25 protein-coding genes are annotated in these 23,429 nt (G+C 67.1%); 9 read left to right on the forward strand and 16 right to left on the reverse strand.

The window, feature by feature from the left end; all coding sequences use genetic code 11:
* The first annotated feature begins 21 nt into the window (after positions 1-21).
* Positions 22-774 (forward strand): Crp/Fnr family transcriptional regulator, encoded by a 753-nt coding sequence (locus QRO95_RS07710; RefSeq protein ID WP_285302231.1) that lies wholly within the window; start codon positions 22-24, stop codon positions 772-774.
* Between the two features lie 101 nt (positions 775-875).
* On the opposite strand, the gene thrC is transcribed toward QRO95_RS07710, so the two are convergent.
* Genes thrC through thrA form a run of 3 tightly spaced genes read right to left on the reverse strand, consistent with a single transcriptional unit; the run spans position 876 to position 5,607 of the window.
* Entirely contained in the window at positions 876-2,162 is a 1,287-nt protein-coding gene (thrC, locus tag QRO95_RS07715; RefSeq protein ID WP_285302190.1) for a threonine synthase, read from the reverse strand.
* A 29-nt stretch (positions 2,163-2,191) separates the two neighbouring features.
* The gene (locus QRO95_RS07720; RefSeq protein ID WP_285302191.1) at positions 2,192-3,106 is read right to left on the reverse strand and encodes a homoserine kinase; all 915 of its coding nucleotides are present in this window, start codon (positions 3,104-3,106) and stop codon (positions 2,192-2,194) included.
* On the reverse strand, positions 3,103-5,607 hold the full coding sequence (gene thrA, locus QRO95_RS07725; RefSeq protein WP_285302192.1) for a bifunctional aspartate kinase/homoserine dehydrogenase I: 2,505 nt from the start codon (positions 5,605-5,607) through the stop codon (positions 3,103-3,105). The genes QRO95_RS07720 and thrA overlap by 4 nt, the downstream gene beginning before the upstream one ends.
* 27 nt (positions 5,608-5,634) lie before the next feature.
* On the opposite strand from thrA, the gene QRO95_RS07730 reads away from it, so the two are divergent.
* Positions 5,635-5,955, forward strand: coding sequence for a hypothetical protein (locus tag QRO95_RS07730; protein WP_180847209.1), 321 nt, complete (start codon positions 5,635-5,637; stop codon positions 5,953-5,955).
* 9 nt (positions 5,956-5,964) lie between these two features.
* Here the strand turns inward: QRO95_RS07730 and QRO95_RS07735 are convergent, their stop codons facing one another.
* Positions 5,965-6,915, reverse strand: coding sequence for a DMT family transporter (locus tag QRO95_RS07735; RefSeq protein ID WP_180836981.1), 951 nt, complete (start codon positions 6,913-6,915; stop codon positions 5,965-5,967).
* Between the two features lie 160 nt (positions 6,916-7,075).
* Positions 7,076-7,774, reverse strand: coding sequence for an AraC family transcriptional regulator (locus QRO95_RS07740; RefSeq protein WP_049462025.1), 699 nt, complete (start codon positions 7,772-7,774; stop codon positions 7,076-7,078).
* A gap of 81 nt (positions 7,775-7,855) precedes the next feature.
* Between QRO95_RS07740 and QRO95_RS07745 the strand changes: the two genes are divergently transcribed.
* A complete protein-coding gene (locus QRO95_RS07745) occupies positions 7,856-8,635 on the forward strand; it encodes a DUF6491 family protein (protein WP_285302193.1) in 780 nt (259 codons plus the stop codon).
* Here QRO95_RS07745 and QRO95_RS07750 read toward each other — a convergent pair.
* From QRO95_RS07750 to QRO95_RS07760, 3 genes are all read right to left on the reverse strand, one after another.
* Entirely contained in the window at positions 8,632-9,684 is a 1,053-nt protein-coding gene (locus QRO95_RS07750; protein ID WP_285302194.1) for a linear amide C-N hydrolase, read from the reverse strand. The genes QRO95_RS07745 and QRO95_RS07750 overlap by 4 nt on opposite strands.
* 67 nt (positions 9,685-9,751) lie before the next feature.
* On the reverse strand, positions 9,752-10,165 hold the full coding sequence (locus QRO95_RS07755; protein WP_285302195.1) for a DUF6691 family protein: 414 nt from the start codon (positions 10,163-10,165) through the stop codon (positions 9,752-9,754).
* A complete protein-coding gene (locus QRO95_RS07760) occupies positions 10,162-10,599 on the reverse strand; it encodes a YeeE/YedE family protein (protein WP_032127423.1) in 438 nt (145 codons plus the stop codon). The genes QRO95_RS07755 and QRO95_RS07760 overlap by 4 nt, the downstream gene beginning before the upstream one ends.
* Before the next feature lie 86 nt (positions 10,600-10,685).
* Here QRO95_RS07760 and QRO95_RS07765 point away from each other — a divergent pair, with 86 nt between their 5' ends.
* Positions 10,686-11,006 (forward strand): metalloregulator ArsR/SmtB family transcription factor, encoded by a 321-nt coding sequence (locus tag QRO95_RS07765; RefSeq protein ID WP_049398524.1) that lies wholly within the window; start codon positions 10,686-10,688, stop codon positions 11,004-11,006.
* 3 nt (positions 11,007-11,009) lie between these two features.
* Here the strand turns inward: QRO95_RS07765 and QRO95_RS07770 are convergent, their stop codons facing one another.
* The 5 genes from QRO95_RS07770 to QRO95_RS07790 form a co-directional block, all read right to left on the reverse strand.
* The gene (locus QRO95_RS07770) at positions 11,010-11,438 is read right to left on the reverse strand and encodes a BLUF domain-containing protein (RefSeq protein WP_032127425.1); all 429 of its coding nucleotides are present in this window, start codon (positions 11,436-11,438) and stop codon (positions 11,010-11,012) included.
* An 83-nt stretch (positions 11,439-11,521) separates the two neighbouring features.
* Positions 11,522-12,655 carry a hybrid sensor histidine kinase/response regulator gene (locus tag QRO95_RS07775; RefSeq protein WP_121503140.1) on the reverse strand — a complete coding sequence of 378 codons (1,134 nt, stop codon included), beginning with the start codon at positions 12,653-12,655 and terminating at the stop codon, positions 11,522-11,524.
* Positions 12,652-13,227, reverse strand: a complete 576-nt coding sequence (locus QRO95_RS07780; RefSeq protein WP_032127501.1) for a chemotaxis protein CheB — start codon at positions 13,225-13,227, stop codon at positions 12,652-12,654. Before QRO95_RS07780 ends, QRO95_RS07775 begins: the two co-directional genes overlap by 4 nt.
* Positions 13,227-14,051: a protein-glutamate O-methyltransferase CheR gene (locus QRO95_RS07785; protein WP_032127427.1), complete on the reverse strand. Its 825-nt coding sequence runs from the start codon at positions 14,049-14,051 to the stop codon at positions 13,227-13,229. Before QRO95_RS07785 ends, QRO95_RS07780 begins: the two co-directional genes overlap by 1 nt.
* Positions 14,048-17,158 carry a response regulator gene (locus tag QRO95_RS07790; RefSeq protein WP_285302198.1) on the reverse strand — a complete coding sequence of 1,037 codons (3,111 nt, stop codon included), beginning with the start codon at positions 17,156-17,158 and terminating at the stop codon, positions 14,048-14,050. Before QRO95_RS07790 ends, QRO95_RS07785 begins: the two co-directional genes overlap by 4 nt.
* A 151-nt stretch (positions 17,159-17,309) precedes the next feature.
* Here QRO95_RS07790 and QRO95_RS07795 point away from each other — a divergent pair, with 151 nt between their 5' ends.
* Positions 17,310-18,473 (forward strand): nitrogen regulation protein NR(II), encoded by a 1,164-nt coding sequence (locus QRO95_RS07795; RefSeq protein WP_404830339.1) that lies wholly within the window; start codon positions 17,310-17,312, stop codon positions 18,471-18,473.
* Positions 18,463-18,822, forward strand: a complete 360-nt coding sequence (locus QRO95_RS07800; protein ID WP_010482617.1) for a response regulator — start codon at positions 18,463-18,465, stop codon at positions 18,820-18,822. Before QRO95_RS07795 ends, QRO95_RS07800 begins: the two co-directional genes overlap by 11 nt.
* A 31-nt stretch (positions 18,823-18,853) precedes the next feature.
* On the opposite strand, the gene QRO95_RS07805 is transcribed toward QRO95_RS07800, so the two are convergent.
* The gene (locus QRO95_RS07805) at positions 18,854-19,420 is read right to left on the reverse strand and encodes a TetR/AcrR family transcriptional regulator (protein ID WP_107431768.1); all 567 of its coding nucleotides are present in this window, start codon (positions 19,418-19,420) and stop codon (positions 18,854-18,856) included.
* 171 nt (positions 19,421-19,591) lie between these two features.
* On the opposite strand from QRO95_RS07805, the gene QRO95_RS07810 reads away from it, so the two are divergent.
* Entirely contained in the window at positions 19,592-20,422 is an 831-nt protein-coding gene (locus QRO95_RS07810; protein ID WP_032127431.1) for a universal stress protein, read from the forward strand.
* Here QRO95_RS07810 and QRO95_RS07815 read toward each other — a convergent pair.
* The gene (locus tag QRO95_RS07815) at positions 20,370-21,263 is read right to left on the reverse strand and encodes an AraC family transcriptional regulator (protein WP_049421337.1); all 894 of its coding nucleotides are present in this window, start codon (positions 21,261-21,263) and stop codon (positions 20,370-20,372) included. The two genes, QRO95_RS07810 and QRO95_RS07815, sit on opposite strands and share 53 nt — an antisense overlap.
* A gap of 146 nt (positions 21,264-21,409) precedes the next feature.
* Between QRO95_RS07815 and QRO95_RS07820 the strand changes: the two genes are divergently transcribed.
* Positions 21,410-21,967 (forward strand): GNAT family N-acetyltransferase, encoded by a 558-nt coding sequence (locus QRO95_RS07820; protein WP_201118968.1) that lies wholly within the window; start codon positions 21,410-21,412, stop codon positions 21,965-21,967.
* 7 nt (positions 21,968-21,974) lie between these two features.
* Here QRO95_RS07820 and QRO95_RS07825 read toward each other — a convergent pair whose 3' ends face one another.
* Complete coding sequence (locus QRO95_RS07825) at positions 21,975-22,448, reverse strand: GNAT family N-acetyltransferase (RefSeq protein WP_236494430.1); 474 nt, start codon at positions 22,446-22,448, stop codon at positions 21,975-21,977.
* A 108-nt stretch (positions 22,449-22,556) separates the two neighbouring features.
* On the opposite strand from QRO95_RS07825, the gene QRO95_RS07830 reads away from it, so the two are divergent.
* Positions 22,557-23,411 (forward strand): dihydrodipicolinate synthase family protein, encoded by an 855-nt coding sequence (locus tag QRO95_RS07830; protein ID WP_285302202.1) that lies wholly within the window; start codon positions 22,557-22,559, stop codon positions 23,409-23,411.
* The last annotated feature ends 18 nt before the right edge of the window (positions 23,412-23,429 follow it).

The raw sequence follows: 23,429 nt of genomic DNA on the forward strand, positions 1-23,429 counted from the left end.
CCGCGATACGCCCCCCGCAACATGTCACGGCCTTCCGGCGCTCCGCCCGCCACCAACGATCCCGCCTCGCCGTCCTGCACCACGCTGGACTGCCTGCACTGCTCGGTTCGCCACCTTGCGGTGTGCTCGGCGCTGTCGCCCGATGAAGTGCAGGCGCTGGAGCAGGTCACCGTCTCGCAGCAGTTCAGCATGGGCAGCACACTGGCCCGCACCGGTGAAGAGCGCGACCATGTCTATACATTGACCGGCGGCGCACTGCGCCTGGTGCGCACCCTGGCCGACGGCCGCCGTCAGATCAACGGCTTCGTGCTGCCCGGCGACTACCTGGGCCTGAGCGGCAGCGACCACCATCGCTACGACATCGAGGCCATCGCCGACAGCCGCGTGTGCCGCGTCGCGCTGCCACAGATGAAGGCACTGCGCAGCCGTTTCCCGCACCTGGAGCGCAAGCTGCTGCAGCGTGCCTGCCAGGAACTGGATGCCGCGCAGGACGCCGCGCTGGCACTGGCGCGCCTGCAGCCGGCCGAGAAGCTGGCCGATTTCCTGCTGCGCCTGGCCGCGCGCGAGGCCAAGCTCGGTGGCGACGGCCTGCGCGTATCGCTGCCGATGGGCCGCGGCGATATCGCCGACCATCTGGGCCTGACCATGGAAACGGTCAGCCGCACCTTCACCAAGCTGCGCCAGCAGGGGTTGATCGCCCTGCCCCACCTGAACGTGGTGGAGATCCTCGACGAGGATGGGCTGCGTACGCTGGCTGGCGAAGGGTTGATCTGACCGCATCGCGGTTCATGGGGTTGCCGGCCAGCGGCCGGCACTACCTGAATGCATTTCCCTGGTAGTGCCGGCCGCTGGCCGGCAACCGCGTCCCTCTCCGATCAGCGCAGCAGTACCTCACGCAATGCCGCGTAATCGGCCGCCAACGGTTCGGCGTGCGCCGGCCGCTGCAGCAACGCATCCAGTGCAGGCGGCACCGCCACCTCTTCGCCGATCAACGGCTCGACCACGGCTTCGAACTTGGCCGGATGCGCAGTCGCCACCACCGCCCAGTCACCCTTGGCACCGCGAGCACGCAGGTCCTGCAGCACCTTCACTGCGGTGGCCGTGTGCGGGCAGAACAGCTCGCCGCGGCTGGCATGCGCCGCCGCAATCGTCGCGCGGATGGTCACGTCATCCACCGCGAACGCGCGGAACGCAGCACGCAGTTCCGCGTCGTCGCCGTGGTAGAGCCAGCGCAGTCGCTCGAAGTTGCTCGGCGCACCCACGTCCATTGCATTGGCCACCGTCGCCACACTGGCCTGCGGCTGGTAGTCGCCGCCATTGAAGTACACCGGCAGCACGGCATTGGCATTGGTGGCCAGCACGATCTGACCGATCGGCACGCCCAGCGCGCGCGCCAGCACGGCCGCCATCGCATTGCCCAGGTTGCCGGTCGGCACCACCAGATTGAGCCGGCGACGATGCGCGGCGTAGTGGCTCAACGCTGCATGCGCGTAGTAGCTCATCTGCGGCAGCAGTCGGCCCAGGCTGATGCTGTTGGCCGAACTCAACGGCACCTGCGCCTGCAGTTCGCGATCAGCCAGCGCCTGCTTGACCATCGCCTGGCAATCGTCGAACGCACCGGCCACACGCAGGGCCTGGATGTTGTCGCCGAAACAACCGAGCTGATGCGCCTGGCGCGGAGATACGCGGCCATCCGGATACAGCACCACGACGCGCACGCCGGGCTGGCGATGGAAGGCCGCCGCAACGGCGGCACCGGTATCGCCGGACGTGGCGACGACGATCGTCAGATCGCGGTCCTTGCCGGCCTGCAGCCGCGACAGCGTACCGGCCAGGAAGCGCGCGCCGATGTCCTTGAACGCCGCCGTCGGCCCATGGAACAGCTCCAGCACGTGGTCACCACCGCCGAGCGCACGCAGCGGCACCGGGAAGTCGAACGCTTCGCGGCAGATCGCCGGAAGCGCGGTCTCAAGTGCGTCGCCAGCAAAGAACGGTGCCAGCAGATCGGCGGCGGTATCGGCCAGGGTCGCCCCGGCCTGCAGCTCGCGTGGCGCCGGCAGCATCTGCGGAACGTACAGCCCACCATCAGGCGCCAATCCGGCGGCGATCGCCGCGCTGAGGCCAACGGCCGGAGACTGGCCGCGGGTCGAAACAAATTGCATGGGTTCGGTATCCAGTAAAGGGGAAGGATTCAGCACAAGCGAGCTCCCGGTGCATCCAGCGGCGACACCCAGGCGTCACTGTCGAAACCTGCGGCTGCAAATGCGGCCTGCACCGGTGTGGCGGCGGTACGCGCCTGGTCGGCATCCTCGAACCAGGCGAACACGCTGGGACCGGCACCGGAAATGCCCGCGCCCATTGCATTGGCCGACAGCGCCGCATCACGTGCGGCTTCGAAGCCGGCAATCAATCCGGCCCGGCGCGGCTCCACCAGCACGTCGCGCAGTCCCGCGCGCACCAGTGCGGCATCGCTGCGATGGCAACCACTGAGCACCAGTGCGAGGTTCGCGCTCTGCGCCACGAACTCGCCCAGCGCATAGCTGCCCTGCAGGGCCTGGCGTGCGCGGCGTGTTTCCAGCACCGCGTGCGGATGCACCAGCAGGCTGTGCCAGGTAGCCGGCACTGGAATCGGCAGCAGCCGATCGGCCGTGCACAGCGCAAGACCACCCAGCAGCAGCGGCCCCACGTTGTCGCCGTGGCGGCCACCACTGGCCACCGCCTCGCCATCCAGCGCAAACGGAGACACTGCCTCGCGCGACAGCGGCACATCCAGCAGCGCGTTGGCGGCAACCAATGCAGCAACGCATGACGCTGCCGAACCGCCCATGCCGGAACCGAACGGGATGCCCTTGTCGATTTCCACCGCGAAACCGAACTCCAGGCCCAGCCCTGCGCGCAGCGACATCAAGGCTGCACCCGCGGTATTCCCGGCCGCATCCAGTGGCAACTCAATGGCACTGCCGCGGATCGCCTCGATGCGCACCAGCGGCTCATCGATGCGGCGCACGCTCACGGTATCGCCAACACCGGCAATGGCATGGCCGAGAATGTCGAAGCCCACCGCCACGTTGGCCACCGAAGCAGGCGCGAACGCACGTGCGATCACAGGCGCGCTCCTTCACCGGCCGCGACCCGCAGCAGGTCGGCGAACACACCGGCCGCGGTGACTTCCGGGCCGGCGCCCGGACCCTGCACCACCAACGGGTTGTCGCAGTAGCGACGGGTGCGGAACTGCACCACGTTGTCGGTCAGCCGCAGATTGGCGAAGGCGTGATCGGCCGGCAGCTCCTGCAGACCGACCGACGCGCCATCGGCACCCAGCTGTGCCACATAGCGCAGCACCGCCCCCCGCGCCCGCGCGTCCTGCAGGCGCTGCAGCAGGCTGGCATCAGACTCACCCAGCCGCGCCATGAACTCATCCACGCTGCCGTCGCGCAGCAGCGCCGGCACAAGGCTTTCTACCTGTACCTGTTCCAGGCTGAGCGCGTGGCCGGCTTCGCGGGCGAGGATCACCAGCTTGCGCGCCACATCCACACCCGAAAGATCATCGCGCGGGTCCGGCTCGGTGTAGCCCATCGACCGCGCCTGCGCGACCAGCTGCGAGAACGGCTGGCTGCCATCGAAGCGGTTGAACAGCCAGGCCAGCGTGCCGGAGAAGATGCCTTCAATCGCCAGCACCTCGTCACCGGTATCGACCAGATCACGCAGCGTGGTGATCACCGGCAGGCCCGCGCCGACCGTGGCCTCGTAGCGGAAGCGTGCACCACTGGCCGCCGCCGCGGCGCGGATGCGCTGGTAGCGCGGCAGCGGCCCGGCGCCGGCCTGCTTGTTGGGGGTGACCACGTGGATGCCGGCCGCCAGCCATCCCTCATAGCGCTCGGCCACCTCGGCACTGCCACTGCAGTCGATCACCACCGCATGCGGCAGGTGGGCGGCCAGCAGGTGTTCGGTGAAACGATCCAGATCGCTGGACTCGCCCGCTTCGCGCAAGGCCTCCCGCCAGTCGGCGTGCAGGCCATCCACTTCCAGGCGCATGCGCGAACGCGAGGCCAGCGCGCGCAGGCGCAGATCCACATTGGCCTTGGCCAGCAGCTGCGGGCGTGCGGCAAGCAACTGGTCCAGCAGTGCGGCACCGACGTTGCCCGGCCCGATCACACCGACCGCAAAGGTCTGCGGCGACAGCCAGAAGCCGGCATGCGCGGCGCGCAGGGCGCGGGTGGCATCGGCACTATCCACCGCCACCGAAATGTTGCGTTCGGACGAGCCCTGCGCGATCGCCAGGATGTTCACCTGCGCACGGCCCAGCGCCTCGAACAGGCGTGCGGCCACACCGGGCTGGCCGGCCATGCCGTCACCGACCGCGGCCAGCACGCTGACCCCCTCACTGACCTGCACGCGCTGCACCTGGCCCACCGACAGCTCATGCGCGAACGCGTGCAGCAGTGCCTCGCGGCCACGGCCGGCTTCAGCAGCACGCACCACACAGCAGATCGAATGTTCCGACGACCCCTGCGAGATCATCACCACCGACACCTGCGCCTGGCGCAGGGCGGCGAATACGCGCTCTGCAGTGCCCGGCACGCCGATCAGACCGGTGCCTTCCAGGTTCAACAGGGCCAAGCCGGGGCTCAGGGTCAGGCCCTTCACCGGCCCGCGCGGCGAGCGCTCGGCGCTGATGCGCGTCCCCGGATGCGCCGGCTGGAAGGTATTGCGGATGAAGATCGGCAGGCCGAGGCGGATCGCCGGCGACATCGTCTGCGGGTGCACCACCTTGGCGCCGAAATAAGCCAGCTCGCAGGCCTCGTCGTAGCTCAGCGACTCCAGCTGCACCGCCTCGGGCACCAGCCGCGGGTCGGCCGACAGCACGCCGTCGACATCGGTCCAGATGTGCAGTTCATCGGCGTTGAACAGCGCGGCGAAGATTGCGCCGGAGTAATCGCTGCCGTTGCGGCCGAGCGTGGTGATGCGGTCATGACGGTCACGGGCGACGAAGCCGGTAGCGACCAGGCGTGGCTGCGGATGCTGCAGGCGCCACTTGGCCAGGCGGTCGGCGCTGGCTTCCCAGTCGACATCGACGCCCAGTTCGCCATGCCCCACCACCAGTACGTCGCGCGCATCCAGCACTGCACAGTCTGCGCCCAGCGCCTGCAGGTGCGTGCCGAGCAGCTGCGCGGAAAACACTTCGCCCAGGCCCTGCACGCGGTCGAGTACTTCGCGTGGCAGCTCGCCGATCACCGCCAACGCTGCCAGCACGTCGGCCAGTTGATCGAAGCGGGCATCGATCCATTCGACGGTCTCGCCCACCTGCTCGCCCAGCAGCGCCACAGCGGCGCCACGATGGCGCGCGCGCAACGCATGCCAGGCCTCGCGCCAGCCTTCGTCCCCCTTGGCTGCCAGCTGGGCCAGATCGATCAGTGCGTCGGTGACGCCCTTCATCGCCGAGACGACAGTGACCTGCAGCGATTCGGGGCGGGCCAGCAGCAGGCCGGCGACATGGCGGTAGCGTTCGGCATCGGCCACCGAGGTGCCGCCGAACTTGTGCACGACGATGGACGGTGCAGCCAGATCGGCCGGGGCAACGGGATGAGCGGGGGCGTGGGAAGACATGCAGACCTCGGTAGGAGGCCCCGTCGCATGCAGGTGTCGAGTTTCCCCGCCACCTGTATGGTGCGGGGCCGTGGTTTTCGGGAGTTACACGAAGACGACGGGCCGCACCAGGGCAGTGGTGACGGTGGTGGTGGTAATGGTGGTGGTGGCGACCGGCGCAGTCGAACGGCCCGCAGTGGCGGGGGCGATCAGGCTGGCATGGGCGGCATCAAGAACCATGACGCACAGAAAACACCGTGCGCCGGGCCGCTGTCAAGTGCTGCGATGCAAAAAATCGTTGCCGCGATCATCGGCCAACGTGCCGGCATTTGGTTGCATCTGAGACCAAGCGGCCATCAGCATGCTTGACGGCCGCATTCAGCCGGCATGTTCGGCGATCGCACGGGGCGTGCGATGCGCATGCGCGCACAACATCACGCCGGCCACCAGGAACACGATCGCCAGCGCTTCGAGCAGGGAGGGCCAGCGCTGCTGCCAGGCGAATGCGTAGAGCAACGCGAACAGGGTCTCGAACACGATCATCTGGCCGGTCAGGGTCAGCGGCAGCAGGCGGCTGGCACGGTTCCAGAACGCATTGCCAAGGATCGAGGCGACCACCGCCACACCTGCGCTGATCGCCCAGAAACCACCCCACTGCGCCGCCGTGTGCCCGCCGGTGTGGCCGATGAAGGCCATCGGCACCAGCAGTAGAGCCAGGCCGCCGGTGGTGACACCGGTCAGCAGCGACCAGTCGTGGCTCGACAGATCCGGTCGGCGCGCCAGCCAGCGGCTGTTGCCGATCGAGTACAACGCCCACGAGAACAGCGCGCCGAACGCGCACAGCAGGCCGATCAGGCGCTGCCGCCACGGTGTCGCGAGGTGCTCAGACATCAGTGCTTCCCAGCCAACCAGTGCCACGCCCAGCACGCACAGGCCCAGTGCCGGCAGCAGCTGCTTCAGCGGCACCGCGCCCTGCTCGCGCACACCGACCAGGGTCACTACCACCGGAATCAGGCCGACAATCAAGGACGCCGCCGCACCGCCAGCCCACTGCACCGCCGTCGCCAGCAGCAGGAAGTACACCAGGTTCCCGGCCAGGCTCAGCCACAACAGGCCGATCCACTCGGCGCGGCCCAGCCGTGGTGCCAGCCGCTTCCAGCGCGGCAGCAGCAGGGCTACAGCGATCAGACCGTAGACCAGATAGCGGCCGGCCGACAGTTGCAGGGCATTGAACGACTGCAGCACGGCGGGCGCGAGGAAGACCACGCCCCACAGCGCGCCAGCGGCAACGCCATTGGCGATGCCCAGGGCCATCGGGTTGTTGCGCATTCGGGTTCTTCGGGGGGAGAGAACAGGCCGCGCAGTGTAAGCGCTGGCCGCTGGGCGCTCTTGACCGAGGCTACTGCCCTCCCGCCTTTGTAGCGTCGAGCCATGCTCGACTGCCGTTCGCGAGGTGGTCGGTGCAGAAGCCGTCGAGCATGGCTCGACGCTACAGTCCGGCGTTCCTGCGCCACGCGGCGGGGGTCTGCCCACACTCACGGCGCAGCGCGCGGGTCAGTGCGCTCTGCTCGGAATAGCCTGCGGCCAGCGCGATATCACTGATCGGCGCCGTGCTGGTGCGCAGCTGGTGCTTGGCCCAGCGCAACCGGCTTGCACTGAGCCAGGCCTGCGGACTGAGCCCGAACTCACGCTGGAACAGCGCGTGCAACCGGCTCTCGCTGACCCCGACAGACGCGGCCATGCGCGCCACCGGCCACGCCTGGCCCGGATCGGCCTGCACTGCCGCACACAGTCCCTGCATGCGCGCGCCACTACCGGCCGGTGCAAACACCTGCAGCAGCTGCGGCAGCAGGGCCGGCATCGGCTGCCCGTCCTGCACGCCCGCCAGGCGTTGTCGCAGCGCATGCGGCAGGTGCAGCCAGCGCTGCCGGCACAGATGCTCCTGCGTGCCGTCATCAAGCACGCCGGGAGGACAATCCACGATCACGAAACCGTTCGGACCATCGGCCATCTGGTCATGCGCTTCGCCGGCCGCAACGAAAACCCCCTGCAGCAGGTCGAGGCGACCACCGCGGCCTTCCATCTCGAAGTGCAGTTCGCCCTGCAGCGGCAGCACCCACTGCGCGTAGTCATGGCGGTCCAGGCCGGTGGCCTGGCCGTAGTGCCGCAGATGGAAGATGGCGCCCATCCGCGCAGTGTGCGCGTGTAGCAACGGCCGTGCAAACCGCTGCTATAGTCGATCCGTCATCCAACGCAGGGAGTGCAGGACATGACCCATCGGCAGGTGTCACTGGTGCTTGCCAGCAGCCTCGGCCTGGCGCTCGCAGCTTCGGTCTCCGCACAGGAGCGTACGCCCCCGGCCCCGCACTGCATGGACGCGGTCGGCGTGCAGGAAGTGGAGCAGGCATCACCGCGCTCGATCGCACTGCGCGCCGCCTCCGGTCAGGCATATCGGATCGACTTCAACGAAGATTGTCCCGGCGTCCGCGGTGCTACCTCGCTGAAGCTGGAAGCACCTGCCGGCTGGGCCTGTGGTCGCCCCAGCGAACGCGTCGTGGTCGACGGCCGCCGCTGCGCCGTCAATGCTGTCACCCCGCTGCAGGATCGCGACTACGCCAGCGTCGCCCGCGACAGCGACCGCCTGCGCACGGCTACCCTGCCCGCCGTGACCATCCGCGAGCGCAGGGAAATCCGCCGCAGCTTCGGCGGCTCACCGTCGTATTGCTTTGCCACCCGCAACGTGCGTGCCTGGTCATCCGACCCGCAGGGCATGCTGGTGGAGACCAATCCGCGCCGCAATGGCGGCCACCGCTACTACCGGGTCGAACTCGGCAGCCACTGCCGCCAGCTCGACCGAGCGCCGCAGCTGAGCTTCCACTCGGGCCTGCAGAACGGCCTGATCTGTGGCAATCCCGGCGATCGGATCATGACTGCCGAGTTCGAGACAGACGATCTGCGCGGTGAAAGCATCGCCCCGCTGCCGCAGTACACCCGCGGCAGCTGCGCGATCCAGGCGGTCTACCCGGCCTCCAGCCAGGCGTCGAACTAACCGTCGACGCCCAGGAAGGTGAACGGTGCGCTGGGCACGAACTGGCCCAGTGCATCGCCGGCAAAGGTATTGCGCTGGTCCTTGCCAAGATCGAGCTTGAGCACCTGGCCGCCGAAATCGACCTTGTTCAGATCGACCCAGAAGGTGTTCGGGGTCAACGCCGACTCGAAGAAGTACAGCCGCCGCTTGTGATCAGCCACCGTGCGCCAGCGCGTGGATGAGATGTTCGGCTCACCCGGCGTGGTGATGCCATACGGCACCGACGCATTGCGGATCACGCTGAACACACTGGCCAGCGCCTCCACCGGATCTTCGGCCTTGGGAATGGCGTTGATGTAGAACGAGGCGCGCGCGAAACGATCGGCGGAGCGGTTGGTGCCCGGCACCATCACCGTGCCACCGATCTGCTGCCAGTAACTGTTGAGGGCCAGCTGCTGCTCGAAGATCGGCGAGTTGGTCATCACCTGATAGCGGCGGTCATGGTGAATCACCTGGCGACCGCCGATGTACTCGACGATGGCGCTGTCGCCGGTGGCATCGGACAGCGACAGGTGCAGCGTCGCCTGGCGGTCTTCGCCCGGCACCTTGTCGGTGACGATCGAGTACGGCTCACGCTTGAGCGCCGCGACCGCCTCGTCCACGGTGGCGAAATTGTCCAGCACATACTGCGCCCACAGCGAGATCGCCAGTCCCGGCTTGTTGCCACGCTGCTGCGGATACTCCGATTCCACCAGCCACAGCAGGTTGGCCACCAGGCCCTTCTCGTTCATGCCATCGGTGGTCGACACGTCGTAGCCAGTGGCCACCACGCTGCCGTAGCGCGCAGTCCAGGCCAGCGATTTCGGACCGGCCAGGCCGGTGCGTGCGATGCCACGCGGCAACACGTAGAGGTTGGTCGCCACATCGACCTTCCAGTCCATCGAGCGCGCGGTGATCACATCGCCGTTGTCGCCCCGATACACCGCACGCGTGCAGGCCAGTGCCGGCGTGATCGCAGATGCCAGCGCCATGGCCAGCATTGCCTTTCCCTTCCACTTCATCCGTGCCATGTCGTTACGCTCCTTTCCCCGTGATCCGTCGATCTGACCCGATCCATGGTGACACAGGGGTGAAGCCTCAGCGCACGAAGCGATCGTGCAGCCAGAAGCCCACCACCATGGCAGGCACGAACCACGGTGCTTCACGCGATGCGACAGCCAGCCCAGCGATGGCCGGTCCGGGGCAGTAACCAGCCCATCCCCAGCCGATACCGAACAGTGCAGCACCCAGCAGCAGGCGAGCATCGACATCACGTGCACTGGGTAGCTGGAAGCGCAGTGCGAACCACGGCTGCGCGCGTCGCAGCACCCAACGCTGCCCGACGGCACTGACCAGCAGTGCCGAGCCCAGCACCCACATCAACGTCGGATCAAAATCACCGGCCACATCGAGGAAGCCGAGTACCCGACGCGCGTCGGTCATCCCCGAGAGCGCAAGCCCCGCGCCAAACAGCGCACCTGCCACCGCGGCGGCCACGACCGCGCGGCTCATGCCAGGCCTCCGCCGTGACGGACCAGGAACGTGGTCAGCATCGCGCAGGCCATGAACACCAGCACTGCCAGCAGCGAGCGCTTCGAGCCGCGGGCCATGCCACAGACGCCATGACCACTGGTACAACCACTCCCCAGGCGCGTGCCGAAGCCCACCAGCAGGCCAGCGCCGATCAACTGCCAGGCAGGCAAGGCATCGCGCAGCAGCACACGTGGCGAGGCCTCGGGCAGCGACTGCCACCACAGCACCAGCCCCGCTGCTGCGAGCAGCCCCAGCAGGAATGCCCAGCGCCAGCCACGCTCGCCTTCCGCTGCGCGCAAGCTGCCCGCAGCGATCCCGCTGATACCCGCCACGCGCCCGACAGTGGCGAGCAGCAACACCGCGGCGGCGCCGATCAGCGCTCCGCCAGCCACCGCAGTCCATGGCAGGTTCATGCCCTGCCCTCTTTCACGGCGCTCATGGGATTGCCCTTTGATTTAGATTTATCTAAATTAGACACTTCTAAACAAAAAGGTCAACCATGGCCCGCACCCCGCTCGACAGCGCCGCCATGGCCGAACACGCCGCCGAGGCTGCAGCCCTGCTCAAAAGCCTGGCCCATCCAGCGCGGCTGCGCGTGCTGTGCCGCCTGGTCGAAGGTGAGGCACCAGTACCGGAACTGCAGGCATTGACCGGCCTCAGCGCATCGGCGCTGTCACAGCATCTGGCGGTGCTGCGCGAACTGGATATCGTCGCGACGCGTCGCGAAGCGCAGGCCATCCACTACCGCGTGATTGAAGGGCCCGCACTGGGCGTGCTGCAGGCGCTGCATGCCGCCTACTGCGGCGGCACTTCGCGTTGACGCTCAGCCGGCGTGGAGGGCGGGCTGCACGACGTTGTCGAGCAGATCCACCGGGGTCGGCGCCGAACGATCACCTTCCAGCGCCCGGCTGAAACCCGACCAGTCGCTGGCCGACAGCTGGCGCAGCAGCGCCGCATCCACCGGCAACGCGCGCATCGACCAGTACGGAAACTGACGCTGGCCCAGGCGGCCGCGCGCCAGCTCGATGATGTCGACATGGCTGCCGGCCTGCAGGATGCGCTCGTACACCGAATCGATACCGTCCGGCGGCCCCTCGATGTACTGCAGGAATCGCCCGCCGTCATGCAGCAGCACACCGGTCACGCCCGCCATCTTGTTGAAGCGGGCGGCATCGTCGACCAGCGCCTGCAACCGTTCAGCGGAAAGATCCGGCAACGCCTGGCTGACGTAGGCGATGGCACGCAGTGGCATGGTGCTTCCTTGACAAGATGTACACCCACGGTAGCAGTTGCGGACGAGTCCGTCTCAGTGCCCGTGGATGTTTCCTGAAGAATTCAGTTTGCCGCTGCAGGCAGCCCTTCTGCGCGTCTCGGCAGCAGGGCTTCGAACACCACCTGCCCGGCCTCGTTGCGCGCTGCGATGCGCCCTCCGTGCGCGCGCACGAACTGATCGACGATATACAGGCCCAGCCCCAGGCCCTTGCTCTGGTGGAAGCTGGCCTTGAACGGCTCGAACAGCCGCGGCAGCAGCGCGTCGTCGATCCGGCCGGCATTGCTGACCCGCAGCATCACGCTGCGCGGATCGCGCCCGTCCACCTCCACCCTCGCCTCGCTGCCATGGGTGAGCGCGTTGCCGACCAGATTGGCGGCAACCTGGCCGAGACGGTCCAGATCGCCCTGCAGCCGCGTATCGCCGTGCATGTCCAGATGGATCCGGTCCGCGCCATGCGCGCTGCCCGCTTCGGCCACCACCGCGCGGGTCACGTCGGCCAGATCGCAGGCACTGGCCTGCAGGTGCAGGCCACCGCTGCGGATCCGCGAGAAGTCCAGCAGCTGTTCGACCATGCGTGCCATGCGCAGGGTGCTGGCCTCCAGGTACTGCAGGGTCTGCTGCGCGCCCGCATTGTCCTGCGGGATCTCCAGCGCCAGCTTGTCACTGCACAGCAGGATCGCCGACAGCGGCGTGCGCAGGTCGTGGGTCAGCACCGCCGCCATTGTTTCGTTGAGCTTGAGCGCGCGTTCCAGCGCCTCGTTGCGCGCCTTCAGCAGCTGCCGCTGCTGGTACAGCTCGATGAAGACGTTGACCTTGCTCAGGATCACCTGCGGCGCCACCGGCTTGTGCAGGAAATCGACCGCACCGCTCTCGTAGCCCTTGAACACGCGCAGGGGATCATCCGGGGAGGCGGTCAGGAAGATGATCGGCACGTCGCGGCTGCGATGCGAACCGCGCATCAGTTCGGCCAGGGTGAAGCCATCGATCTCCGGCATGTGCACGTCCAGCAGGGCCAGTGCCACCTCGTGCTCGAGCAGCAGCTCCAGCGCCTGCGCGCCGGAACCGGCCAGCAGCAGATTCACGCCCTCGCGCTGCAGCAGCGCCTGCATGGCCACCAGGTTCTGCGGCACGTCATCGACGATCAGCAGGTTGACCGGGGACTGCGACTGCGCAGGGTCCGGTGGCAGCAGGTTCATGCAAACAACTCCTTCAGGCGACGACACATCAGTTCAAGGGGCAGCACGGCATCGGCGCCGGCGTACTGCAGGGCGGAGGCCGGCATCATCGACGCTTCGGCTTCCTCGGGACATTGCAGCCAGGCACGGCCACCGGCACGGCGCACGGCGGCAACGCCCTCGCTTCCATCACTGCTGGCACCGGTCAGCAGCAGGGCCAATACCCGCCTGCCGAACACCGCAGCAGCGGAGTCGAACAGCGGATCGATGGCCGGACGGGAGAACAGCACCGGCGCATCCACCGACAACGCCACCGCCCCCTCGTCCTCCACCAGCAGGTGGTAATCCGGCGGCGCGAACGTCACCGTGCCCAGCTGCAACGGCTGCTTGTCTTCGGCTTCGCGCACCGGCAGCGCGCAGTACGGCGCCAGCACCTCGGCGATGCGGCTGGTGCGGTCACGCGGCAGATGCAGCACGGCCAGTACCGGCACCTGCAGCGTCGCCGGCAGCGCACCGAGTACCGCCTGCAGGGCCGCCACGCCACCGGCAGACGCGCCGATCACCAGCACGGCAGGACGCGCCGGCAGCGCCATCAGGCCACCTTCCGGTACAGGCGGTGCTCGCGCGAACAGACCTCGAAGGCGTCATGGTGGCATCCGAACTGCAGCGATTCCTTGCTGCCAAGACCGAGGAAGCCTCGATGCACCAGCGCCTCACGGAACAGGCCGACCGCGCGGTCCTGCAGGTCGCGGTTGAAATAGATCAGCACGTTGCGGCACGACACCAGGTGCACTTCGGAGAACACGGTATCGGTGGCCAGGCTGTGGTCGGCGAACACCACGTTGCGACGCAACTGGCGGTCGAACACCGCGCCGTCGTAGGCCGTGGCGTAGTAGTCGGACAACGACGCCGTGCCACCGGCCGCCAGATAGTTGCGGCTGAACTGGGCCATCCGGTCGATGCCATAGGCGCCCGCCTCGGCGGTGGCCAACGCGGCCGGATTGATGTCAGTGGCATAGACGATGCTGCGATCAAGCAAACCTTCCTCATGCAGCAGGATCGCCAGCGACCACACTTCCTCACCGGTGCTGCAACCGGCCACCCACAGCTTCACCGAGGGATAGGTGCGCAGTACCGGCACCACCTGCTCGCGCAGTTCACGGAAGTACGCGGGATCACGGAACATCTCCGAGACCTGCACGGTGAAGAACTGCATGGCCTGGGCGAACAGCTCCGGCTCGTGCAGCAGCCGGTACTGCAGGTCGACCAGCCGTTCGCACTCATAGCGCTGCATCGCCTGGCGCATGCGCCGGCGCAGCGACGACACCGCATAGCTGCGGAAATCATAGTGGTAGCGCTGGTACAGCGCCTCCAGCAGGACCTTCAGCTCCAGGTCGAACAACGCCTGTTCGTTCATTGCCGCGAGCACCAGACCCGGCACAGCGAGACCAGCTTGTCGACGTCGATGGGCTTGGCGATGTAGTCGTTGGCGCCGGCCTGCAGGCACCGCTCGCGGTCATCGGGCATGGCCTTGGCGGTCAGCGCGATGATCGGCAGGTCCTGCAGGTGACGTTGCGCGCGGATCTCGCGCATCGCGGCCAGGCCGTCCTTCTCCGGCATCATGATGTCCATCAGCACCAGGTCGACCTCGCGCTCGGCCAGGCGATCCACCGCTTCCTGGCCGTTGCGCGCGATCTCCAGCGTCACGCCCAGCGGCTCAAGCACGCTGGACAGCGCGAAGATGTTGCGCACGTCATCCTCGGCCAGCAAAACAGTACGGCCATCGAGCACGGTGTCGCGACGGCGGGCCTCGCGCAGCAGGCGCTGCTGGTCGGTGGGCAGGCTGGCTTCCACGCTGTGCAGGAACAGGGTGACCTCATCCAGCAGGCGTTCGGGCGAACGCGCGCCCTTGATGATGATGCTCTTCGAATAGCGGCGCAGGCGCTGCTCTTCCTCGCGGCCGAGCGCGCGACCGGTATAGACGATCACCGGCGGGAAGCCGACATCATCATTGCCGGCCATGTGCTCGAGCAGGTCGTAGCCGCTGCCGTCGGGCAGCGACAGGTCCATCACCATGCAGTCGAAGGTGACCGTGCTGAGCTGCTCCAGCGCGCCGGCCAGCGTTCCCACTGCAACGATCTGCAGCTGATCACGGCCCAGCAGCAGTTCCAGGTTGTGGCGCAGCTCGCTGTCGTCCTCGACGATCAGCAGGCGCCGCACGTCGCGCTGGCTGGTCTGTTCCAGCTGTTCGATGGCCGTCACCAGCCGCTCGCGCGTGGTCGGCTTGATCGCGAAACCAATCGCACCCAGCTCGCGCGCCACCTGGCTGCGGTCCATCGCCGAAACCACGTGCACCGGGATATGCCGGGTATCGGGGTTGCGCTTCAGGCGCTCCAGCACGCTCAGGCCGGACACGTCCGGCAGGCCGATATCGAGCAGGATGCCGTTCGGGCGCAGTTCGCTGGCCAGGGTCAGCGCCTCTTCGGCGGTCCCGGCCACCACGCAGTCGAAGTCCAGTTCATGGGCCAGGGCCACCAGCGCTTCGGCGAAGGTGGCGTCGTCCTCGACGGCCAGGATCAAGCGGCCGGCGCGTTGGCGACGGCCGCGGTCATCGGCCACGCTGGCGGTGACGGGCGCCACGGATGCAACGGTCGGTGCGACAGCGGTGCGCGCAGCGATCGGCGGCGCAGGCTGCGGCGCAGGCGCTATTGAGGCGGCGGCAGGCACTTCGCCCGGTTCCGAAACCGGCGCGCCCTGCAACGGCAGTTCCAGGATGAAGCAGCTGCCACGACCCGGTTCACTGTCGACCTGGATGCTGCCACCCATGCGCTCGGCCAGATCGCGCGAGATCGACAGGCCCAGGCCGGTGCCACCGTAACGGCGGCGGGTGCTGCCATCGGCCTGGCGGAAGGCTTCGAAGATGACCTGCAGCTGCTCGCGGGCAATGCCGATACCGCTGTCGCAGACCTCGAAACGGATGCGCCCCTGGCCGGCCGCGCGCACGTGCAGGCTGACCTTTCCATGCTCGGTGAACTTCACCGCATTGGCCAGCAGGTTCTTCAGGATCTGCTGCAGGCGCTGGCTGTCGACCACCAGCTGGCTCGGCGCCAGCGCATCGGCCTCGATCTGCAGGGCCAGGCCCTTCTGCCGCGCCATCGGCTCGAAAGTCTCGCGCAGGCGCTGCAGCACGCTGTCGGTCACCACCACTTCATCGGCCAGCTCAACGTGGCCGGCCTCGATGCGCGACAGGTCCAGGATGTCGTTGATCAGCGCAAGCAGATCGTTGTTGGACGACAGGATCGCACGCGCATACTTCACCTGTTCTTCGGTGAGCGTGCCGTCCTTGTTGTCGGCCAGTAGCTTGGCCAGGATCAGCGAGCTGTTCAGCGGCGTGCGCAGTTCGTGCGACATGTTGGCCAGGAACTCGGACTTGTAGCGCGATGTCGCGGCCAGTTCGTTGCTGTTGCGCACCAGCTGGCTCTGCGCGACCAGCAGCGCCTGCTTCTGCGCCTCCAGCTCGTGGGTGCGCTCCTCCAGCTGGACGTTGCTCTGTTCCAGCTCGGCCTGCTGTTCTTCCAGATGGGTCTGCGAGTGCTGCAGGCTGCGGCTCTGCTCTTCCAGCTCCTCATTGGCCACGCGCAGCTCTTCCTGCTGGGCCTGCAGCTCCTCACCCTGGCGCTGGGATTCCTCCAGCAGTACCACCAGTTGTGCGCGCAGCAGCGATGCACGCAGCGCCATGCCGATGGTCTCGGCACAGCGCTCCAGCAGCTCGACATCGAGTCGATCCTGTTCGCCGGCGCGGGTGCGTCCCAGTTCAATGATGCCCACCACCGCACCATCGCTGCTGATCGGCGCCAGGATGCGCTCGCGCACCGGCAACCGCCCCAGGCTGGTCTGCAGCTCAAGCACCGCATCATCTCCCCCATGCAGGTGGCGGATGCGTTCGTCCCGTGCCACCTGCCCGGCCACGCCCTCCTGCAATGCCAGCGACGCCGGCATACCGGACGGCAACGCCAGGCCGCCGGTCAGCTGCAGTCGCCCGCCTTCCAGGCGGTAGACGGCGGCGACGTCGGCCTGCAGCTTGGCCCCTAGGCTGGTTGCCGCCGCCTCGGCGATCTGCTCCGGACCCAGGTCACCGCGCAGGCTCATCGCCACCGCGTTCTCGGCCTCCTGCAGCCACAGCGCGCGCATCGCTTCGCGCCGCGCCTGGATGGCGCGGGAGACGATCAGCGCGATCATCAGGAACGCACACCCGCCAATGCTGCGGTTGACGAACGAGAACGCCGAGTTGGAGCTGGCCGGGGCAACGTTGTAGCCGATGATCAACAGGATGCAGGCGACGACGGCCACGATGAACGGCGCGCGTGCACTGCGCTGGAACAGCGTGACGCCGACAGCGAGGAAGTACGCCAGCCAGACGGCGTAGCCCAGCGGAACCACCAGTTCCAACGCAATGGTCGATGCCAGCAGTACGGCGGAGGTCATCCAGATCCAGCGGTCACGCGTAGTCGCACCAGGACGCATGCAGGTCGGTTCCAGAGCACAAAGGGTGGGTGATGGTACTCCGTGTCGTATTCAGCCGCACAGGACCATTGGCACGTGTCGCGCCTGCACGCACTCTTCACACTGCACTGCCTAGCTTCACGTCCCTCCCAGGGGTAATGCTCATTTCCACGTGGACGCAGCTGCTTCTACGACGTCCGTGCTGACGGACCCTTCCCGCCAACTGCGACTGCTGATCGACAGCGTGCGCGACCATGCGCTGTACCTGCTTGATCCTGATGGCATCGTCTGCAGCTGGAACCCGGGCGCGGAGCGCATCAAGGGCTATTCAGCCGGTGAAGTGGTCGGCACGCACTTTGGCCGTTTCTATCTGGCTGCCGATCGCGAAGCCGGGGAACCGCAGCGCCTGCTCCGCCTCGCAGCGCAGCACGGTCACGTCGCCAGTGAAGGCTGGCGGGTGCGCCGCGATGGCTCGTCTTTCCGTGCCAGCGTGGTCATCGAGCCGGTCGTCGAAGCAGGCGAGCTGCTCGGCTTCGTCAAGATCACCCGCGACATCACCGAGCAGTGGCAGGCACAGCGGCTGCTGCGTGATGCCCAGCGTGCGCTGCGCAATACCCAACAGTTCGAGACCGTCGGCCGCCTCAGCCGCGGGCTGTCGCACGAGTTCAACAATCTGTTGACCACCATCGGCAACGCCCTGGACCTGCTGTCCCTGCGCGTGAACGGTGACGATGCACGGGCCGCCGAGCTGCTTGATGCGGCGCAGACTGCGACCGATCGTGGTGCGCTGCTGACCCGCCAGCTGCTGGCCTTCAGCACCGGCCAGACCCTGATCCGCGAACCACTGGATATCAATGCGCTGATACGGCAGTGGCTGCCGGACCTGCAACGCGTCTGCCCGCCCACGGTGGTGCTGGATGCCCAGCTGGCGCCCGGCCTGCCTGCGATCAACACCGATGCGCTGCAGCTGCAGACGGCGCTGGCCAATCTGGTCGCCAATGCCGCGGATGCTACCCTTGAGGGCGGCCGCATCCTGATCGGCACTGCGCTGGAACATCGCCTCGATCCGGATGCGGACTCCACGCTGCAACGTGGCTATGTCACCCTCAGCGTCTGCGATGAGGGCCACGGGATGGCGGCCGACATCGCCGAACGGGCGACCGAGCCGTTCTTCACCACCAAGGACATCGGCAAAGGCAGCGGCCTGGGCCTGAGCCAGGTGTTCGGATTCACTACCCAGAGCGGCGGCTTCGTCGACGTGTCCACCACGCCCGGTGTCGGCACCACGGTCAGCCTGCTGCTCCCCGCAATGGAGGACCCTGCCGATGACCGATGACCCGATCCGCGTATTGATGGTGGAAGACCAGACCGATCTGCGTGAAATGATCGGCCTGGCCCTGCGCGACCTCGGCATCGACGTGGCCACGACCGCCGATGCGCATGAGGCCGCCGCCCTGCTGAAGGGCGAAGCGCGTTTCGACGTGGTGTTCAGTGACGTCAGCATGCCCAACGGCATGTCCGGCATCGAACTGAGCGAGCATGTGGCGCGCGAACAGCCGCAGGCACGGATGATCCTGTCGTCCGGCTACGCCCGCTCGCAGCTGCCTCCACTGCCCGAGCAGGTCGAGTTCCTGCCCAAGCCGTACCGCCTGCGCCAGCTGGTGCAGTTGTTGAAGCAGGCGTAATCCACGTTGCCCCGGCAGCAGGGCCCTGCGGTCAACCCTTCATCGCTCCCCGCTGGAACGAAGCCAGCAGCGTAGAGGCTGCCGCTGCCGGCGCCAGCCGACCGCGCGCCAGTGACCAGGTGATGCCGTAGAAGCAGGTCCAGTAGAAGTCCGCGAGCCACACTGCGGTGAAACCAACATTGAACTCTCCGGCCGCCTGACCACGCAGGAAGAAGGCCTCGAAGCGCTCGCCGATCGGCGCCCAGCGCTCCGGCAGCAGATGCAGGTCACCCTGACGCTGCTGCTCTTCCATCATCCGCGCGAACAGCAGCGTTACCAGCTCCCAGTCCGCCAGCAGCGTGGCGGTGACCTGCTCCAGCACGTGGCGCGCATCACCGCCCTCATCGAACCAGACCGCCGCCGCTTCCACGCGCTCGAAGCCGGCCGCGAACAGTGCCTCGTCGATCGCCTCCCGGGTGGGCGCAAACCGGTACAGAGTCGCGCGGCTGATACCGGCCCCGCGCGCGAGTTCGCTGAGGGTGCAGCGTGGATGGCTGACCAGGGTGGCCGCCAGCGCGTGGGGCAGGTCGCGGCGGGTGCGTGCTGCAGCAGGTCGCATGAAAGCGCTGAGGTGTGGGTTCGCCCTCACGCTAGCATGAATCACTAATTAATAAACTGAATCAAAGATGATTCATTCGGATCACCGATGCGCTAAAACAGGGATGCGTCCGGTGCACCCGGGTCGGTGCACGGCAGGGAACGCGTCACAGGCATCGAAGGAGACAACGCCATGCTGCATCCACTACGCGATATCGCTGTGTTGTTCGACGCCAGCGACACCGGGGACCGCGTTCTCAACATCGCCGCCCATCTGGCGCAGGCACAGCAGGCCCATCTGGTCGCGGTCTCCACCGCCCAGCATCCCACCGACATCGCCAACGGTTTCGCACGCGGTGCCGGCATTGCCGCCGCACTCGACCACGAGGCGCGCGCGGATGCCGCCTGCACCGCGCAGCTGATGCAGAACCTGCGTGCCGTGTCCGAGCCGCTGCAGATCAGCACCGAACTGCGCATCGTCTCGGACTATCTGGGCGGCGCCGACCTGGCCCTGCAGTCGCTGTACTGCGACCTGATCATCGCCGGCTATCCGCGTACTCCCGGCGCCCCTTCTGGCTGGCACCCGCTGGGAACGCTGCGCCAGACCGGCGTGCCGATGCTGCTGGTGCCACCGCATTGGCATGGCGACCAGGTCGGCCATCGCATCGTGGTGGCCTGGAATGCCAGCAAGCAGGCACGCCGTGCGGTAGCCGATGCGCTGCCGTTGCTCGCACGTGCAAAAGCGGTGCACCTGCTGATGGTCGACACGCCCAAGGCCGAGGCCACACCTGGCGCCGAGATGGCCCAGCACCTGGCGCGGCACGGCGTCGAAGTAGAGATCCAGGCGATCAGTTCAAGCCAGGGCGGCGTTGCCGCGACCATCCGCCAGCACGTGCTCGATGCCGACGCCGACCTGCTGGTGCTGGGCCCCTACAGCCGCAGCCGGGTGGTCGAGCGTGTGCTCGGCGGGGTCACCGAGGATCTGCTGGCCGAAGTACCGGCGCCCTTGTTCGTGTCGCACTAGTACCGCCCTGCCCTGCCCGGCGATAGCCGGTCAGCGACTGCCCGGTGTGCCGCCGGAAGTAGCGGCACAGGTAGGATGCATCCTCGAAGCACAGGCGCTCGGCGATGCGACCGATCGGCAATTCGCTGTAGGTCAGCAGCGCCTTGATTTCCAGCACCACCTGGCGATCAATCAACGCCTTAGGCGTTTCGTCGAAGCACTCGCGGGTCAGCTGCGAAAGATAGAACGGGGTGATGCACAGCGCGTCGGCATAGGACTGCACGTCGCGCTGGCGCGTACTGCGCTCACCGACCAGTTCCCAGAAATTCCAGGCCAAGCGCTCGCGTCGGCTGACCTGCGCCACGGCCACACTGCGCGCCGGCAACAGCGTTGCGAATTTGAGGAAGAACGTCTGCAGCAGGTTGCGCAGCATCACGTGACGATAGCGGCCGCCATTGTGCTGTGCATCCATCAACTGCTGCAGCCAGCCCTGCAGCAGCGGCACGTCCAGCGGCGACGGCACGCAGTGGGGCTGATCGTGCAGGAACTTGAACAGTGCATTGGGCAGCACATAGGCCACCTCCGATGCCAGCGCCTTGGGCATCAGGCAGACCACCGCCAGAAAGCCGCGTGAGCGCTGCCGCAGCAGCGCCAGCGTGTCCTCTGCCAGCACCAGCACATCGTGCCGCTGCACCGCTACCTCGCGGAAGTTCAGTGCAAAGCGTGCGCGCCCCGATACGCATACCAGCACCGCCAGATAAGCGTGGCCGAACGACAACGGGACGCCCTGCCCTTCGGCCAGCGTACTGACCTCCAGGCGCATGGATTCGTCCTGGTCCAGGAGCTGGGGTACGCGATCCATGGGCCGATCCGGCTGTATTCCGGGCCCCAGCATACCCGGGCTCGGCCACCCGTTGTGAAAAGTACCGAAACCATCAAGGTCCCGCCCTGGGCCGATCGCGCCTGGCGACCTAGCCTGTGCACTCTCTTTGTTCCCGTGGAACCGATATGCAGCTGCACACTGAACGCTTGATCCTTCGCCCCTGGCGCGACACCGACGCTGCCGATCTGTACGAGTACGCCCGCGACCCGCGCGTGGGCCCCATCGCCGGCTGGCCGGTGCACACCAGCGTTGAGGAAAGTACCGAAATCATCCGCACCGTCTTCAATCGGCCAGAGGTCTACGCGCTGCAGAGCCGCGAGGACGGCCACGCGATCGGCTGTGTCGGCATCCTGATCGGCACCGACAGCAATTTCGAGATCAGCGATCGAGAGGGTGAGATCGCCTACTGGATCGGCGTTCCGTACTGGGGCCGCGGACTGGTGCCCGAAGCGGTGCGCGAAGTGATGCGGCACGCCTTCATGGACCTGGAGCTGGACGCGCTGTGGTGCGGCTACTTCGCCGACAACCTGCAATCGCTGGCCGCGCAGAGCAAATGCGGTTTCCAGCATCACCACACCGAAATCAACAAGTTCAACAGCTTCCTCGGCGACTACCGCACCGAGCACATCAGCCGCATTACCCGAGAACAATGGTGTGCCCTGCAGGCCACCTTGCCAGCATGAGCGAAGTTCAGGCCGACGTGCGCTGCATGAACAGAAGCTCCGGCGTCGAGGACGCATCAACCTGCTGGAAACCGAGGTCGCGATACAGGGCCACGGCAGCTGCGTTGTCACGATAGACGCGCAACGTGAGGCGCTGCACACCGTCTTCGCGCATGGCCTGTGCACTCAAGGCCTGCATGAGCAGCCGGCCAAGGCCGCGCCCGCGTGCCAGCGGGGAAACAATGATGCGACCCAGGTGCGCGGTGCCGGCGTCGGTCATCCAGTACTGGCCAAAGCCCAGGCACTGGCCCTGCTCGTCAAGCAGCGCCCAGCCAGGCCTCGGCCCGAGTTCGAGCACCTGCGCGAACCGTTCCTGCGGCAAGGGAAACGGCACGCCGGGGCCCGCCCAGCGCTGGGTGGCCTCGGCGGAATCAAGCCAATCGGCAATGGTGGCGTAGTGGGAAGGCTGGACGGCGCAAAGGCTTGGTTTCATGACCCGCATGGTGCGTCATTCGTGGCGATTAGACACGCTGCGTGGCGACACTTGAGTTTTGTCATAGGACAATAAACAATGCCAGGCGTCCAGCCCATTCCCCCTTCGGGAGATCCCATGTTCAAAGGCCTCAGCGCGTTTCCACTGACCCCGCTCTCTGAAGCCGGCATCGACTTTCGTGCGTTTGCCGGACTGATCGAGCGCCTTGCCGATTCCGATGTTGATTCGATGGGCGTGCTTGGCTCCACTGGCAGCTACGCCTATCTGGAGAAGCACGAGCGCAAGCGCGTGCTGCGCGAAGCACTCGCGCACGCCGGGGGTGTTCCGGTGATCGCCGGCATCGGTGCATTGCGTACCCGTGATGTGCTGGAACTGGCCCTGGACGCCGAGGATGCAGGTGCTGCAGGCCTGCTGCTCGCCCCCGTGTCTTACCAGCCCCTGAAGGACCATGAGGTGCAAGCACTGTTTGAGACCATTTGTAGGGCGGTGCGTACACCGATCTGCGTCTACGACAATCCGGGCACCACGCACTTCCGCTTCACCGATGCACTGCATGGCCGGATCGCCGCACTGCCCAACATCGCTTCGATCAAGATTCCGCGCCTTGCTGATGATCCCGTCGAGGCTGACGCGCGCGTTGCTGCACTGCGTGCGTGCGTTCCCGCACATGTGACGTTGGGCGTCAGTGGCGACGCGTCGGCCGTACGTGGACTGCTGGCTGGGTGCGATGGCTGGTATTCGGTAACTGCCGGACTGTTCCCCGAGGTTGCGCTGCAGATCATGCGGGCCGTGGGGAGTGGCGATGAAGAGGGTGCAATTGCCCTGTCTGCGCGGCTGGCGCCGCTGTGGTCCCTGTACGACCGGTTCGGCGGGATTCGCGTCATGGCCTGCGCGGCGGCCCTGCTGGGACTGTGCGGCGAGAACTGCCTGCCGTTGCCGTTGCAGGGGCTGCGGGACGGTGAGCGCGAGTAGGTGGAGGCGCTGCGGTGT

Source organism: Stenotrophomonas maltophilia group sp. Smal13 (genome assembly GCF_030236855.1).
Classification (GTDB): domain Bacteria; phylum Pseudomonadota; class Gammaproteobacteria; order Xanthomonadales; family Xanthomonadaceae; genus Stenotrophomonas; species Stenotrophomonas maltophilia_A.

What these genes read in the sequence shown, in the direction of transcription:
- QRO95_RS07775 (WP_121503140.1), bottom strand. Translation starts at nt 12,655, where the DNA reads ATGAACCTGCTGCCACCGGACCCTGCGCAGTCGCAGTCCCCGGTCAAC.
- QRO95_RS07830 (WP_285302202.1), top strand. Translation starts at nt 22,557, where the DNA reads ATGTTCAAAGGCCTCAGCGCGTTTCCACTGACCCCGCTCTCTGAAGCC.
- QRO95_RS07710 (WP_285302231.1), top strand. Translation starts at nt 22, where the DNA reads ATGTCACGGCCTTCCGGCGCTCCGCCCGCCACCAACGATCCCGCCTCG.
- QRO95_RS07740 (WP_049462025.1), bottom strand. Translation starts at nt 7,774, where the DNA reads ATGGGCGCCATCTTCCATCTGCGGCACTACGGCCAGGCCACCGGCCTG.
- QRO95_RS07760 (WP_032127423.1), bottom strand. Translation starts at nt 10,599, where the DNA reads ATGAACCTGCCATGGACTGCGGTGGCTGGCGGAGCGCTGATCGGCGCC.
- QRO95_RS07825 (WP_236494430.1), bottom strand. Translation starts at nt 22,448, where the DNA reads ATGCGGGTCATGAAACCAAGCCTTTGCGCCGTCCAGCCTTCCCACTAC.
- QRO95_RS07730 (WP_180847209.1), top strand. Translation starts at nt 5,635, where the DNA reads ATGCAGGTGTCGAGTTTCCCCGCCACCTGTATGGTGCGGGGCCGTGGT.
- QRO95_RS07805 (WP_107431768.1), bottom strand. Translation starts at nt 19,420, where the DNA reads ATGCGACCTGCTGCAGCACGCACCCGCCGCGACCTGCCCCACGCGCTG.
- thrA (WP_285302192.1), bottom strand. Translation starts at nt 5,607, where the DNA reads ATGTCTTCCCACGCCCCCGCTCATCCCGTTGCCCCGGCCGATCTGGCT.
- QRO95_RS07815 (WP_049421337.1), bottom strand. Translation starts at nt 21,263, where the DNA reads ATGGATCGCGTACCCCAGCTCCTGGACCAGGACGAATCCATGCGCCTG.
- QRO95_RS07745 (WP_285302193.1), top strand. Translation starts at nt 7,856, where the DNA reads ATGACCCATCGGCAGGTGTCACTGGTGCTTGCCAGCAGCCTCGGCCTG.
- QRO95_RS07750 (WP_285302194.1), bottom strand. Translation starts at nt 9,684, where the DNA reads ATGGCACGGATGAAGTGGAAGGGAAAGGCAATGCTGGCCATGGCGCTG.
- QRO95_RS07765 (WP_049398524.1), top strand. Translation starts at nt 10,686, where the DNA reads ATGGCCCGCACCCCGCTCGACAGCGCCGCCATGGCCGAACACGCCGCC.
- thrC (WP_285302190.1), bottom strand. Translation starts at nt 2,162, where the DNA reads ATGCAATTTGTTTCGACCCGCGGCCAGTCTCCGGCCGTTGGCCTCAGC.
- QRO95_RS07770 (WP_032127425.1), bottom strand. Translation starts at nt 11,438, where the DNA reads ATGCCACTGCGTGCCATCGCCTACGTCAGCCAGGCGTTGCCGGATCTT.
- QRO95_RS07800 (WP_010482617.1), top strand. Translation starts at nt 18,463, where the DNA reads ATGACCGATGACCCGATCCGCGTATTGATGGTGGAAGACCAGACCGAT.
- QRO95_RS07735 (WP_180836981.1), bottom strand. Translation starts at nt 6,915, where the DNA reads ATGCGCAACAACCCGATGGCCCTGGGCATCGCCAATGGCGTTGCCGCT.
- QRO95_RS07820 (WP_201118968.1), top strand. Translation starts at nt 21,410, where the DNA reads ATGCAGCTGCACACTGAACGCTTGATCCTTCGCCCCTGGCGCGACACC.
- QRO95_RS07810 (WP_032127431.1), top strand. Translation starts at nt 19,592, where the DNA reads ATGCTGCATCCACTACGCGATATCGCTGTGTTGTTCGACGCCAGCGAC.
- QRO95_RS07780 (WP_032127501.1), bottom strand. Translation starts at nt 13,227, where the DNA reads ATGGCGCTGCCGGCGCGTCCTGCCGTGCTGGTGATCGGCGCGTCTGCC.
- QRO95_RS07790 (WP_285302198.1), bottom strand. Translation starts at nt 17,158, where the DNA reads ATGCGTCCTGGTGCGACTACGCGTGACCGCTGGATCTGGATGACCTCC.
- QRO95_RS07785 (WP_032127427.1), bottom strand. Translation starts at nt 14,051, where the DNA reads ATGAACGAACAGGCGTTGTTCGACCTGGAGCTGAAGGTCCTGCTGGAG.
- QRO95_RS07755 (WP_285302195.1), bottom strand. Translation starts at nt 10,165, where the DNA reads ATGAGCCGCGCGGTCGTGGCCGCCGCGGTGGCAGGTGCGCTGTTTGGC.